Below are 13,703 nucleotides of genomic sequence, written 5' to 3'. Positions count from 1 at the left end.
CAGGCGGACAGAGGATATCCGCCTTCATTCAACGCAGATGATGCACAACCTGGTTGCTGCTGCCGCGCCAGATAAGCATAGGATCTTTTAGATCCTGCACGAACTTGCCGTCGACCAGGACGTTAATCAGATCCACCACTTCCATCTGCTGCGCATTCAGTTCATCCAGCTTATAGCCCGTCCAGACCCAGACGTCTTTTCCCGCGCACTCGCGGCGGATGCGTTTTACCAGCTTCAGGATCGCCGGCACGTTTTGCGGATGGAGCGGGTCGCCGCCGGAGAGCGAGATCCCCTGGCGTTTGATGCGCGTGTCGTTCAGGTCGTTGATGATGCGGTCTTCCATCTCAGCGGTAAACGGCATACCCGAGTTCAGGCGCCAGGTGCTTTTGTTGTAGCAGCCGGGGCACTCGTGAACGCAGCCTGATACAAACAGGGTACAGCGGGTGCCGGGGCCGTTGACGATGTCGACGGGGTAGTACTGGTGATAATTCATAGCGTTAACCTGATGCCCTCACCCCGGCCCTCTCCCACAGGGAGAGGGAGAAAACCGGTGGCCGGAATAACAATGTGCTCGATCGGTTCCCTCTCCCTTGAGGGAGAGGGGTAGGGTGAGGGGGAAACCCTGCGCAGAACTTACCCGATCTGCCCATTCCCCAGATGTTTCACCCTGCGCTTCACCTCTTCCTGCTTCCCGGCGTTAAACGGACGGGCATCCGGGCTGCCGAGGTAGCCGCACACGCGGCGGGTCACGGAGACGCGGGCTGCGTCGTGGTTACCGCATTTCGGGCAGGTGAAGCCTTTGCTGGTGCATTCGAACTCACCGGTAAAGCCGCACTCGTAGCACTCATCAATTGGCGTGTTGGTTCCGTAGTACGGCACGTGCTGATAGCTGTAATCCCACACGTCTTCCAGCGCCTTCAGGTTGTGCTGAATGTTCGGGTACTCGCCGTAGCAGATAAAACCGCCGTTCGCGATGGGCGGATAGGCCGCTTCAAAGTCGATCTTGTCGTACGGGTTCACCTTCTTCTCCACATCGAGGTGGAAGCTGTTGGTGTAGTAACCTTTGTCGGTCACGCCTTCCACGATGCCGAACTCAGCGGTGTCCAGACGGCAGAAGCGATCGCAGAGGTTTTCGCTCGGCGTGCTGTACAGGCTGAAACCGTAGCCAGTTTCCTCTTTCCACTGGTCTACCGCATCGCGCAGGCGCTGCACAATCGCGATACCTTTCTCACGCAGGGCGTCGTTGTCATAGATGTGCTTGTCGCCAAACAGCGCGTTAATCGTTTCGTGAATGCCGATATAGCCAAGAGAGATCGACGCGCGACCGTTTTTGAAGATCTCCGACACATCATCGTCCGCCTTCAGGCGCACGCCGCAGGCTCCTTCCATATAGAGAATTGGCGCGACGCGGGCTTTCACCCCTTCAAGACGGGCGATGCGGGTCATCAGCGCCTTACGTGCCAGCTGTAAACGTTCATCCAGCAGCGTCCAGAAGGCCGCTTCATTCCCTTTAGCTTCCAGCGCGATGCGCGGCAGGTTCAGGCTGATGACGCCCAGGTTGTTGCGCCCGTCGTGGATCTGCTCGCCGTTCTCATCTTCGTACACGCCGAGGAAGCTGCGGCAGCCCATTGGCGTTTTAAACGAACCGGTGACTTTCACCACCTGGTCGTAGTTGAGGATGTCCGGGTACATACGCTTGCTCGCGCACTCCAGCGCCAGCTGCTTGATGTCATAGTTCGGATCGCCAAACTTGTGGTTCAGGCCGTCACGAATGGCGAACACCAGTTTCGGGAACACCGCCGTTTTACGGTTTTTACCGAGGCCGGAGATGCGGTTGCGCAGAATAGACTGCTGGATCAGGCGTGATTCCCAGCTGGTGCCGAGGCCAAACCCGAAGGTCACAAACGGCGTCTGGCCGTTGGCGGTGTGCAGCGTGTTTACCTCATATTCCAGCGACTGGAACGCGTCGTAGCACTCTTTCTCGGTGCGGGAACGGGCGTAACCGTCGGCATCCGGGATCTGCCACTCTTCCGCCGTTTTACGGTGTTTGTTGAAGCTCTCGGCCACGAACGGGGCCAGCACTTCATCGATGCGGTTAATGGTGGTGCCGCCATAGATGTGGCTCGCCACCTGGGCGATGATCTGCGCCGTGACCGCCGTCGCGGTGGAGATGGATTTCGGCGGCTCAATCTCGGCGTTACCCATTTTAAAACCGTGGGTCAGCATGCCTTTCAGGTCGATCAGCATGCAGTTAAACATCGGGAAGAACGGCGAGTAGTCGAGATCGTGATAGTGGATCTCACCGCGCTCGTGCGCAGACACCACGTCGCGCGGCAGCAGGTGCTGGCGGGCATAGTGCTTGGCGACGATACCGGCCAGCAGGTCGCGCTGGGTTGGGATCACTTTGCTGTCTTTGTTGGCATTTTCATTGAGCAGCGACGAGTTGGTTTGCTCCACCAGGCCGCGGATCTCCTGGTTCAGGCGACCGCGTTTCTCACGCTGGACGTCACGGTCGTGACGATACTCAATGTAGGCGCGCGCCAGCTGCTTGTACGGACCAGACATCAGCTGGTTTTCAACCGCGGTCTGGATCTCGTTGATATCCACCTGGCTGCGTTCATGCATCTGGCTGCTAACGACTTCTGCGACGGTGGCGCAGTAATCTGCGTCATCGACTCCCGCTGCTTTAGCTGCACGCAGAATGGCTTCTTTGATGCGCTCTGATTTAAACGGCACTTTACAGCCATCACGTTTCATCACATGCGGTGTCATGATCACTCCATTTTAAAAACAGGTTATCCACAAAGGTGGAGAAGTATTCACCGGACGTATTCCTCGCCGCGGCAAAGACTTCCCGCGTGCCCAGCTCGTGTTATCCACAATTCCGGCCAGCGTTCGCGCCGTCTTGTTGTTGGAATAGTAGACGATAAATACAAGATGTTGGGTCGGCGTGCATTTTAAGTGCTACATATAGTGATTTGCATCAAACAAGTTTGCGATTTTTTTGATGCAGAACAAAGTAAAAAGACGAGAGTACAAACGGCGGGCGCTGGGGCAATTGTAAAGACTCGAAGGAAAAATCTGATTAATTATTCAACAAAAACAAGCGCTCAGCAGAGCCTGTGCTGAGCGCTGCTCGATTAACTCACCCCGCAGGCCCAGCTCAACCCTGCCTGCAAAAAGGCTACGGTAACGATGCAGCCCAGTACCAACGGGATGAGAAGAGAGCTTTCGGGGGCATCGTCCTGTTTTTGAGAACCTTCATTACTCAGCGCAGACATCGCCTCTTCCCGCGTACGCGCCGCCAGCAATTGCTCACGCACCCGCTCATCCGTGAGTCTGCTGGTCAGCGTCGTCAGCAGGTGCATATGCGTACTGCCTGCTTCCGCTGGCGGAATGGCGAGCAGGAAAACCATCCTCACCTCTTCATCACCCTCCAGCCCCGGCCAGCATATCGGATCGTCAAAGAGCGCCAGACAAAATGCCGCCTGTTGCACCGCCTCGGTTTTACCGTGCGGGACGGCGAGCGCTTCACCCAGCGCGGTAGGGCCTTCACTTTCACGTTGTAAAACGCTTTCGATAAATGCCTCTCGATCGTTGATGACATTCCGCCTGGCGAGCGGCTCGGTGAGCCAGCGGATCACTGCTTCCGGCGTGCGTTGGGGCGGGTTGATAAACACCAGATCGGGATGCGTCAATGCCAGCAAGTTCATATTAAGCCTCAATCAAAAAATCGCAGGTTGCGGAGGGGAGGATCGCCGTTACCGGTTGCATCGGCTCTTCCAGATAGTTGATCTGCCGTAACACTGCCAGACTTTCCGGGACGGGAGCCGGTTGTGTCCCGGCGTTAAATACGCGTAAGACGGTGCCATGCAGCAGCTGCGCATGGGGCAGAGCGGAAAGGATGAGCGGCTCCGGCAGGGTCATTAACGAGAATTGTGCCGGAAGCCTGCGTTCGGGCAGACGCAACGAAAAGCGCTCAAGACGGTGATCGAGCGTGTGTAGCGTTTGCCGTTGGTAGGTGAAGGGCTGTCCAGCCGCCTGATTTTCCAGCTGGCGCAGCGTGAGGTGGTCGGCGTTGTCGGCCAGCGCGACGGTGAATGAAAAGCGCAACGGTTTCAGCAACTGGGCATCAGGAGTCTCAACCACCGTATTATTGATGCCGGAGGCCCGACCCGGTCGCCATTCGAGATCGCTGCGTCCGAGCACGCCCGTCGATTTAAACATCGTCAGGGCAATAGCAGCGGGTTCGCTGCCGATAATCTGAAATTCTTTCATGCCACGGCTAGTCACAACCAGCGCTTTACCCGGTTCCGTGACAGCGATAATGCCCTCGCTGGTTTCGATATCCACGGGCTTCTCGCGATAGCGTTCTTGCCAGTGTTCACCGTCATATCCCGTTTCGCGCTGGATGATTGCGAAGGGCTGTGAGGCGATAGCGTGACGGGTGTGAACATCGCTGCCGATCAGTAAACGTAGCCGGTGATCGCAGTGGCTGTTTTCCAGCGAAGCCTCGACATACAGATTCGGATCGTCGTGGCGTAATTCGCAGACCAGACGAATGGATAACGGCGTTCGGGCCGTATCCTGACGGCTGGCGAGATCCTGCGGAAGACGCATTGTGGCCTTGACGGTCAGCTTTTCGACAAGCGGCGTTTTTACGCCGTCGACGAGCGTAAAATGCGAACAGCGCGTCGGCGCGTCGCCCGCAAGCGGCGAAAAATCGTAGCTGTCGCCCGCGTCCACGCAGTCTTCAAAGGTAAAGAAAGAGGGGATACGTCTGCCGCTGCGTTTGTCATGCAGGGTAAGCGTTCCGGCATCCAGCGACAGTCGATAATGCGCATTCTCAATCTCGCTGCCCTTTATCTTTTCAGACGCCAGGAAAGGCGCAGGGTCTTCTTCAACGTTAACGGTGAGATAGCCGATCGGCGGCAGAACCGGTGTCTTTACCGCAACGTGCCAGCGGTAATAAGGGAGAAGGGGCGTCTCGCACTCGCCCTCGGCGGTAAGGGAGATCGCCGTTCCGCCGGGCAGAATGTCTCTTTCCAGGACGTCGAAAGGGATGGGCTGCCCCTGATGCGTCAGGGCGATATTATCCGCCCGGCTATACAGGGTGGTTATCACCACGCGCTGCGTTGGGGTAGCTAGCGGGTTAAAGATCAGCAGGTCGCCATCCTGAACGCAGGCGGCGGCCAGGGTTTTCACCACCAGATTCCACAGGCTATGGCACAGCTGTTCGGTTTGTTCCAGTCGATGCAGAATGTCGCGGTTGGTGGCATCGCTATTACAGCCGCCAATGGAATCGTGGGCATGGTTTCGCAACAGCTTTTTCCAGAGGGTGTCGACTACCGCGAGGTTGACCGGAATCCCCTGGTGACGCGCCATTGCGATTGTCGGCTCCAGCTGTCGCAGGATGAACTGTTCAACCTCATCGTTTTTCTTTTTGATGTCGTAGCGCACGGAGCCGATCGTTTTATGGATGCGGGTGTAGCGCGGCGATTTCAGCTCCCCTTCCAGGAGCTCAAACTGTTCACGCTGCGCGCGAAGGGTTTCTACATAACGCTCCAGAGAGCTGATGAAGTAACGGTCCTGATCCGGGGACTGTGCGCTGGCGACCTCCAGGATTTTTGGCAGCGCCGGGTCGATGCTGACCTGATCGCCGCCGCAGGGCAGGAGCAGGTCGTTTAGACCGGCCCGTGAACGCAAAAGTGTGGTCATCGGGTAGATTTTTCCCCGGAGATGGGAGGCTTCCGAACGCATGTTTTTAGCCGCGCCATAACCGAGCGCCATCGCACAGGCGATGACGGTCGCACCTGACGGTGCGCGCCAGAGGAACTGGCTGCTTTTGGCGTGCCTGTCGTGATCGATACCTCGCCAGAAGACGATATTGTCGATATTGCAGCCCTGCAAGATCGTGGGCATTTGCGCATTGTGGCCAAAGGTATCCGGAAGATACCCAACCTGCATCGCATGCCCCAGCGTCCGGGCAGAAAAAATGCCGTACTTCAGGTTGCGGATAATCGATTCGCCATGCACGTTGTAGGTGTCCGTCTGGGTATACCATGGCCCTACGAAGATCCTTTTTTCTCTGACCAGCTTTTCCAGCCTGGCGCGATAATCAGGATTGATGGCGAGAAAGTCCTCCACTACCGCCATCTGTCCGTCAAGGTGATAGCAGGTGTAAGCGGAGTCCTGCTCCAGCGTGTTGATGACGTCCGCAAAATTATATGACGCCAGCACCATGCTGTCCTGACGGGTGAAATACCACTCCTGATCCCAGTGCGTATGGGCAATGACGTGGATCTGATTCATGACGTTCCCCTTATCTGGCGTTCTTTGGGCTGACATAGAGCACGCCCAGGGCGCAAATCAGTGCGCCAATAAAGACGCTCGCCAGGTAGCCCGCCACGTTGGTTGCCAGCGGCCAGCCCCAGACGGCTGGCAGAGGCAGCGTCTGCTTCACGCCAAGGGTAATGGCGACCAGCGCGCCGGCGACGGCACCGGTCATGAACACCGGGATCAGACGTGGGTTTTTCAGGATGAACGGGATCGCGCCTTCGGAGATCCCAATCACGCCCAGCAACAACGAGGTGCTACCGACGGTTTTCTCTTCCTGGCTAAAGACATCCGGTAATCCAAAGCGGCCGTTGAGGAACGCAGCAAAGCCGACGCCAATGGAGGGGATCACGATGGAGAGTTCGCGGGCGGTTAAATCAAACGTCTCGCTCATGCCATTCAGGCCGAGCGCGACCGAGCCTGCCGCCTTGTTGACCGGACCGCCCAGGTCGAACGCGGTGCCCGCGGCAATCATCGCGGAATAGAACCCGCGCCCGGTGTCACCTGCCGAGGTAAAAAAGACCACCATCAGCTGGTTAAGCGAGCCAAAAATCGGGTTAATCAAATATTCCATGACCATCACCAGCGTAATGCCGGTGATCAGCGGGACGAGCAGCATGGTTTTAATTGTGGTGAGCTGCTGGCGGACGTGAATCGAATCATTGAGCCAGCGCACCAGATAGCCCACAAAAAAGCCGATACCAATGGCGCCGAAAAAGCCGGATGGCATAAAGCCTTCGATATCAAAGAAGCGCTTATAGACTTCGTCTGACATGATGCCGCCAATAAGACCGGGGATGAGTGCCGGTTTACCGGCAATGGAAAACGCCAGATACATCGCAAAAACGGGATACATGAACTTAATGGTCATAAAGCCCACTTTATCCAGCACGCTGAACGGCGAATGTTCGATGTTAATAAACTGCCCGGTTATTTTGGCCGTCGCCATCATCAGCCCGCCCATCACCACCACCGGCAGCATATAGCTGATGGCCGCCATAATATGGCCAATAAAAATCTGGTAAGCCGAACGCTGAAGATCGTCTTCTTGTGCGACAGTGGTGACGTTTTTTTCCTTTGCCAGCGCCTGACACAGATAGCGATCAGTATGTTTGATCAGCTCTTGTGTGCGGGTTTGAAGGTGAGGAATGTTTTCAAAACGCTCGGCATCCTGAATGGGAACGTCGGTTGCCAGAATAATGGCCGTGGCGGAGGCGATATCCTGTTTTGTTAAGCGGTTTTTAACGCCGTCGCTGCCCTGCGTTTCGACCTTTACCTCAATATTGTGCTCGTTAGCCCATGCAATAATTTTATTCGCCGCCATAAAGGTGTGTGCGATACCTGTCGGGCAGGCCGTTACCGCGACAACTTTTTGTTTCGTCATTGTCATAATTCCCTGGATGTGAAAACAGGGGAAGTATAAAGAGAACCTAAAACAGTTTTTAATGTTTGCTAATACTAATTACGTATGGTGATACGCGTAAATGCAATGTGTGAAGCGCCTTCCAGAGACTATTTCTCTGTTGTGTTAATATCATCTCGGGATTAAACGGGGCGTAATAGATGAATTCATTCCAGGGAAGTGAACGTTTGATATTTGAATACATTCAGCATCATGCGTGTAATATTTCTAATATATCGGCAAAAGAGATTGCCCGTGATACCTTTACCACGACAACATCCGTTAATCGTGTATGTAAAAAAATGGGCTATAAAAGCTATACCGAGCTTCGGTACCGTTTTTTACGCGACCATTTTACACCTGCACCTGCTACACCCGACGTGGGGCCGCAGCCGGATGATATTGTGACAGACGTGTCCAGGTTGCTTACGCATTCCAGCCATATCTATCTTTACGCACGGGGAGCCTCGCTCACCAGCCTCAACTACCTGTCGCGCTTTTTGTCGCTGGCGAGCCTGCCGCACCTTATTTTGAATGACATGCACCAGTTGACACGCGTATCGAAGGGGACGCTGGTGTTGATCAGTAAATCCGGGGAGACGCAGTCGCTGATTGAAATGGCGCGTAACGCGCTGCGCAAAGGGTTGAAGATTATTGCGATTACCCGTCAGGGGTCGACACTGGCGTCGATCTCAACGCTATGCTGGCCGTTACCAATCGACATTAACGCGGTTTCGCTGTATCAGCGGGAAGGGCAGCTTGAACTGTTAAGCGCCGTGGACCGTATCGGCTGTAGGCTGCTACAGCACGATACGGTGTAGTCAGGCCGTCAGAGCTGCTTCACTATTCCCAGACGTACGGCATAATCATTTTCATGGTTGCCGTCATTATTGATGTACGTTTTATCCAGTGAAACCAGTTCGACGTATGGCGTCCAGCCATCGTCGAACTTGTAGTTGAACGCGACGGTATGCTCCCAGTAGGTGTCATCCCCGGTTCCCTGATCGACGTTATCCTGCCAGCGAAAGCGCGGGTTATAGGACATACCGAATTTGCCGATGTTATACGCGAACCAAATGTCGAACTGGTGTGACTGGCGGCGAGTATAACCGCTGCCGTCGAGTTCTTTATCGCTGTGCGCGTCATTGACGGTGTTATAGCGGTAACGGGCGGAGAGATTCAGACCGTTATCGAAGGCTTTCCAGCCCTGAATGAAGGGGCGGTAATGCGTATTGCTGGCGGTGAAAACCGTCACCATGCCAGGCGCAACGGCGAAACCATTTCCCAGATCAAAACGCCAGCGCGTTTCGATTTCCTGTGCCGCTTCCGTTAACCCCTTGTCGTCGGGATTATATCTGTCGGTATCACCAAAAAACGTATCATTATGGTTTTGTGCGGCTTCAACGGAGAAGTAAAAACCGTTATTCGCCTGATGCATGACCTTAATGCGTGAATCATTTACGTCTGAGCGCGTATTATGACCAAAGCGAAGGTCGACGGACGTATTCCCGCACCATCCCTGTGTGCTCAATAATAATGCGCTAATACACGTTGCTTTAATAATTATCTTTTTCATAATATCCTGCCGAGGTTATTTAATTGGCAGGCTATTTTTATTTTGAGTGCGCCATATTGTAAAAGTTATCGTCGTACATTTAGCGTATCGCTAAACATAAAAAAAGAGATACAGCATGCTGTATCTCCTGAGGTTTATTCCTGCACCCACCAGATAGCTTCAAACGGGCGCAATAGCAACGTATCGGGTCGGAAGGGAACCTCTTCATAGTTGCTGAGTGCCACCCGCCATGCTCCCTCTACGGGGGCGGGCTGCCACTGCTGGCGCGCGTGGCTCAGGTTCGCCACCACCATCAGCGTTTGTCCTTGCCACTGGCGGCGGTAGCACCACAGGGAAGGGTGATCCGGAAGCAAATCTTCATAGTCTCCCCACGTCAGTACCGACAAGGTTTTGCGCAGGCGAATCAGCGTCTGATAGGTGTAAAACACCGAATCGGGGTCGTCCAGCGCCGCGCGGGCGTTCACGGTTTCGTAGTTGTCGCAGACGCCAATCCACGGCTCGGCCTCGGTAAAGCCCGCATTATGCGAGGCGTCCCACTGCATCGGCGTGCGGCCATTATCGCGTGACTTACTCGCCAGAATCGCCAGTAGTTCATCCGTATCGCGACCGTTAGCCCGCTGTTCGGCGAACATGTTCAGGCTTTCCACGTCGCGGTAGTCGGTGATACGGCTGAAATGCGGGTTGGTCATACCCAGTTCTTCACCCTGGTAGATATACGGCGTGCCCTGCATCCCGTGCAGCACCATGCCGAGCATTTTCGCCGCCGCCACGCGGTGTTCCCCTTCGTCACCAAAGCGCGACACGATGCGCGGCTGGTCATGGTTACACCAGAACAGCGCGTTCCAGGCTTTGTTGTGCATCCCCTGCTGCCAGTGGCGGAAAAGGGTTTTTAGCGCCACGAAGTCCGGCTTCGCCTTCGTCCATTTTTCGCCGCCGGGGTAGTCTACCTTGAGGTGGTGGAAGTTAAAGGTCATCGACAGCTCGCGGCCGTCAAGAGACGCGTACTGTTGGCAGTTCTCCAGCGAGGTGGAGGACATCTCGCCCACCGTCATCAGATTACGCGGCGTAAAGACGTCGCGGCTCATCTCCTGGAGATATTCGTGGATGCGCGGCCCGTCAGTGTAGAAGCGGCGACCGTCGCCGAGGGTATCGTCCGGGAAATCCTGATCTTTTGAAATCAGGTTAATCACGTCCAGACGCAAGCCGTCCACGCCGCGATCGGCCCAGAACTCGCACACTTTTTTCAGCTCGGCGCGCACCGCCGGGTTTTCCCAGTTGAGATCCGCCTGCTCCGGTGCGAACAGGTGCAGATAATACTGCTCGCTTTCGGCGTGCCAGCGCCAGGCGTTGCCGCCAAATTTGGAGCGCCAGTTGTTGGGAAGCGTATCCGGCGTACCGTCGCGCCAGATATAGAACTGGCGGTACGGACTCGCTTTATCCAGCGACTCACGGAACCAGGCGTGCTGCGTGGACGTGTGGTTAAAGACCATATCCAGCACGATGCGGATGCCGCGTTCATGCGCCCGGGCAACCAGCTCGTCAAAGTCGTCCAGCGTGCCGTAGGTCGGATCGATGGCAGTGTAGTTCGCCACGTCGTAACCGTTATCCACCTGCGGGGAGATATAAAACGGCGTCAGCCAGATGGCGTCAATGCCGAGGGTTTTCAGGTAGTCCAGGCGCTGCGTCACGCCGCGCAGATCGCCCGTGCCGCTGCCGGTGGTGTCCTGGAAACTCTTTGGGTAAATCTGATAGATGACGCCGTTCTGCCACCAGTGAGGAAGGGTATTCATAGTACGTTCCTGCAAATGCGAAGGGGCGCAACTGCGCCCCGAAAGAGAGAATTAAACAATCTGCAACGTGCCCTGACGGAACTTACGCTGGTAAACCACAGTAGTCAGCGCCATTGGGATGATAATCGCCACCGCCATCGCCAGCGCAAATACCTGCCAGAACGCGGGCTGAATGGAGAGGATACCCGGCAGGCCGCCGACGCCAATCCCGTTCGCCATCACGCTGTTCAGGCCGCACAGCAAGCCCGCCAGACCGGAGCCGATCATCGCGCAGAGCATCGGGAAGCGGTATTTCAGGTTGATACCGTACATCGCCGGTTCAGTGACGCCGAGGTAAGCGGAGATGGCAGCCGGAACGGAGATCTCTCGCTCGTTGTGCTTACGGCTGACGATGATGATGCCGGTTACCGCCGAGGCCTGCGCAATGTTAGACAGGGCGATGATCGGCCAGACAGGCGTACCGCCGAGGCTCTGGATCATCTGCATATCAATCGCCAGCGTGGTCTGGTGCACGCCGGTGATCACCAGCGGAGCGTAGAGGAAGCCAAACAGCGCGGCACCGATTGGCGCGAAGCTGCCGGTCATCAGGTGACGGACCGCGAAGGCCACGCCGTCGCCAATCATGCGGCCAAACGGACCGATAAAGGCGTGCGCCAGGAACACTGCCAGGATCAGCGAGCAGACCGGGACCACCACCAGATAGAGGTAATCCGGCACGATGCGCTTCAGGCGCGTCTCAATGAAGCCCAGCGCCAGGCCCGCCAGCAATGCCGGGATCACCTGCGCCTGATAGCCCACTTTGGCGATGGTAAACAGGCCAAAGTTCCACACCTCTGGCGTTTGCTGACCAAGTAAGTAAGCGTTCATTAACTGCGGAGAGACCAGCGTCACGCCGAGCACGATACCGAGAATTGGCGTTCCGCCCATCTTGCGCACCGCGGACCAGCAGATCCCGACTGGCAGATAGAAGAAGATCGCTTCGCCAATCAGCCACAGGAAGTCATAGATGCTTTGCAGCGCCGGGTACATCTGCGCCAGGGTTTTGCCGTCGCTCATTGGCACATCGCCGATGACGTTACGGAAGCCCAGAATTAAGCCCCCGCTGATCAGCGCTGGCAGCAGCGGGAAGAAGATCTCCGCAAAATGGGAAATCAGCTGCTCATGCCATTTCATATTCTGGCGCGCGGCCTTCTTCGCCTGCTCTTTATCGGCGGAAGAGTGCCCGGTAGTCGCCAGCAGAGCCTGATAGTAATCGCCCACTTCGGTGCCAATCACCACCTGAAACTGCCCGGCGTTGGTGAAGCAGCCTTTAACCATGGAAAGCTCTTCAATGGCCTTCGGGTTGGCTTTGGCCGGATCGTTCAGCACGAAGCGCAGGCGGGTAATGCAATGGCTGACGGTGGCGATGTTATCGCGTCCGCCGACCAGGACGATCAGCTGATCGATATCTGTTTGTTTGACTTTACTCATCATGAAACCTCATGACAGATGGTGATAGGGGTTATGACCTGTGCGCAAGCCTACTCCTTCAACGTGACGGCGAAAATGGGAACGTTCCCGAAATCGGGCGAAGATCACAATAATCTATTCAAAAGAATTATGAGAGATGGGCTGGAATAACGATCTGACGGGGCTCGGTTCGCCCGGTAATCTGCTCGATCAGCTGCGCGGCAGCCTGCCGGCCAGACTCGGCGTAACCCGGATCAACGCTGATAATCTCCGGGTGTAAGAACTTCATCAGTGGCGTGCTTCCCACGCTCGCTAATTGCAGTTCCCCGATGCGCTGCTCCTGCAAATATTTGCTCGCACCCAATGCAAGGGTATCCGTGGCGCATACCAGGGCGGTGGTTTGTGACGTCAGCACGCTGGCGACCTGTTCATATCCCTGTTTCATACCCAGACCAGGCAGCGCGGCCACGGCGGGGAGATTGTGTTTTTTACAAAACGCCAGGTACGCTTCGTGGCGACGCTTGCCAGTGGTGATGTCGGCATGCGGGACGCCGAGATAGCTAATATGCCGATGGCCCTGTTCATACAGGCGCTGCATCAGGATCACGATCGCCCCTTCGTCATCGTAACAGACAGAGGCAAACCCGCTGGCGTCGCGCGCCAGCAGCACCAGTGACGGCTGCCAGGGTTTAAGCACGTCCTCTTTTAGGCCGGTAAATCCGAACAGCACCACCCCATCAATATTACGGCGCTGAAGCATGCCGAGATGCTCCTCCACCATTTGCGCGGAGAACTTGCTCTCCATCATGATCGGATCGTAGCCCTGCTCGTAGAACGCGGGCAGCATCGTCTGTACGGCGAGGTTTTCGGAGAGGGAATCCAGACGCGAGACAATAATGGCGACCACTTTATCGCTCTGCCCGCGCATGGCGCGCGCGGAGCGGGAAGGGGAAAAACCGTGCTGATTCATCACCGCCTCGACGCGCTCGCGTGTGCGCTCGCTGACACCGCTTTCGTTGTTCAGCACGCGTGAGACAGTCGATTTCCCCACGCCGCTTAAACGCGCGATATCTTTAATCGTAAGGCGGTTCTGCATGCTGTATTCCCTGTAACAACGATAAAATAATCAATTGAGCCTAATGCTATCCTG

The 13,703-nt window shown here is 55.9% G+C and carries 10 protein-coding genes; 1 reads left to right on the top strand and 9 read right to left on the bottom strand.

Annotated elements, in window-relative coordinates; all coding sequences use genetic code 11:
- Nucleotides 1-28: 28 nt before the first annotated feature.
- From nrdG to H2Z33_RS05470, 5 genes are all read right to left on the bottom strand, one after another.
- On the bottom strand, nucleotides 29-493 hold the full coding sequence (gene nrdG / locus H2Z33_RS05490) for an anaerobic ribonucleoside-triphosphate reductase-activating protein (protein WP_015572513.1): 465 nt from the start codon (nucleotides 491-493) through the stop codon (nucleotides 29-31).
- A gap of 140 nt (nucleotides 494-633) precedes the next feature.
- A complete protein-coding gene (gene nrdD / locus H2Z33_RS05485) occupies nucleotides 634-2,772 on the bottom strand; it encodes an anaerobic ribonucleoside-triphosphate reductase (RefSeq protein WP_015572514.1) in 2,139 nt (712 codons plus the stop codon).
- A gap of 368 nt (nucleotides 2,773-3,140) precedes the next feature.
- Complete coding sequence (locus tag H2Z33_RS05480) at nucleotides 3,141-3,713, bottom strand: PTS sugar transporter subunit IIA (RefSeq protein WP_045338909.1); 573 nt, start codon at nucleotides 3,711-3,713, stop codon at nucleotides 3,141-3,143.
- Nucleotide 3,714: 1 nt separating this feature from the next.
- Nucleotides 3,715-6,312: a glycoside hydrolase family 38 C-terminal domain-containing protein gene (locus tag H2Z33_RS05475; RefSeq protein WP_063134963.1), complete on the bottom strand. Its 2,598-nt coding sequence runs from the start codon at nucleotides 6,310-6,312 to the stop codon at nucleotides 3,715-3,717.
- A gap of 10 nt (nucleotides 6,313-6,322) precedes the next feature.
- Nucleotides 6,323-7,720 (bottom strand): PTS fructose transporter subunit IIC, encoded by a 1,398-nt coding sequence (locus H2Z33_RS05470; protein WP_071993562.1) that lies wholly within the window; start codon nucleotides 7,718-7,720, stop codon nucleotides 6,323-6,325.
- 179 nt (nucleotides 7,721-7,899) lie between these two features.
- On the opposite strand from H2Z33_RS05470, the gene H2Z33_RS05465 reads away from it, so the two are divergent.
- On the top strand, nucleotides 7,900-8,559 hold the full coding sequence (locus tag H2Z33_RS05465; protein WP_015572516.1) for a MurR/RpiR family transcriptional regulator: 660 nt from the start codon (nucleotides 7,900-7,902) through the stop codon (nucleotides 8,557-8,559).
- Nucleotides 8,560-8,567: 8 nt separating this feature from the next.
- Here the strand turns inward: H2Z33_RS05465 and H2Z33_RS05460 are convergent, their stop codons facing one another.
- From H2Z33_RS05460 to treR, 4 genes are all read right to left on the bottom strand, one after another.
- Entirely contained in the window at nucleotides 8,568-9,314 is a 747-nt protein-coding gene (locus H2Z33_RS05460; protein ID WP_047732933.1) for an oligogalacturonate-specific porin KdgM family protein, read from the bottom strand.
- Between the two features lie 134 nt (nucleotides 9,315-9,448).
- Nucleotides 9,449-11,104, bottom strand: a complete 1,656-nt coding sequence (treC, locus tag H2Z33_RS05455; RefSeq protein WP_047732930.1) for an alpha,alpha-phosphotrehalase — start codon at nucleotides 11,102-11,104, stop codon at nucleotides 9,449-9,451.
- Nucleotides 11,105-11,155: 51 nt separating this feature from the next.
- Nucleotides 11,156-12,574: a PTS trehalose transporter subunit IIBC gene (gene treB / locus H2Z33_RS05450; protein ID WP_020480548.1), complete on the bottom strand. Its 1,419-nt coding sequence runs from the start codon at nucleotides 12,572-12,574 to the stop codon at nucleotides 11,156-11,158.
- Nucleotides 12,575-12,701: 127 nt separating this feature from the next.
- Entirely contained in the window at nucleotides 12,702-13,649 is a 948-nt protein-coding gene (gene treR / locus H2Z33_RS05445) for a trehalose operon repressor TreR (RefSeq protein WP_017383908.1), read from the bottom strand.
- Between the last annotated feature and the right edge of the window lie 54 nt (nucleotides 13,650-13,703).

The organism is Enterobacter sp. YSU, assembly GCF_016082135.1.
Classification (GTDB): Bacteria; Pseudomonadota; Gammaproteobacteria; order Enterobacterales; family Enterobacteriaceae; genus Enterobacter; species Enterobacter hormaechei_C.
Note: the sequence above shows the minus strand (reverse complement) of the source record. Positions and strands in the feature narration are given on the sequence as shown.

What these genes read in the sequence shown, in the direction of transcription:
- nrdG (WP_015572513.1), bottom strand. Translation starts at nt 493, where the DNA reads ATGAATTATCACCAGTACTACCCCGTCGACATCGTCAACGGCCCCGGC.
- nrdD (WP_015572514.1), bottom strand. Translation starts at nt 2,772, where the DNA reads ATGACACCGCATGTGATGAAACGTGATGGCTGTAAAGTGCCGTTTAAA.
- H2Z33_RS05480 (WP_045338909.1), bottom strand. Translation starts at nt 3,713, where the DNA reads ATGAACTTGCTGGCATTGACGCATCCCGATCTGGTGTTTATCAACCCG.
- H2Z33_RS05475 (WP_063134963.1), bottom strand. Translation starts at nt 6,312, where the DNA reads ATGAATCAGATCCACGTCATTGCCCATACGCACTGGGATCAGGAGTGG.
- H2Z33_RS05470 (WP_071993562.1), bottom strand. Translation starts at nt 7,720, where the DNA reads ATGACGAAACAAAAAGTTGTCGCGGTAACGGCCTGCCCGACAGGTATC.
- H2Z33_RS05465 (WP_015572516.1), top strand. Translation starts at nt 7,900, where the DNA reads ATGAATTCATTCCAGGGAAGTGAACGTTTGATATTTGAATACATTCAG.
- H2Z33_RS05460 (WP_047732933.1), bottom strand. Translation starts at nt 9,314, where the DNA reads ATGAAAAAGATAATTATTAAAGCAACGTGTATTAGCGCATTATTATTG.
- treC (WP_047732930.1), bottom strand. Translation starts at nt 11,104, where the DNA reads ATGAATACCCTTCCTCACTGGTGGCAGAACGGCGTCATCTATCAGATT.
- treB (WP_020480548.1), bottom strand. Translation starts at nt 12,574, where the DNA reads ATGAGTAAAGTCAAACAAACAGATATCGATCAGCTGATCGTCCTGGTC.
- treR (WP_017383908.1), bottom strand. Translation starts at nt 13,649, where the DNA reads ATGCAGAACCGCCTTACGATTAAAGATATCGCGCGTTTAAGCGGCGTG.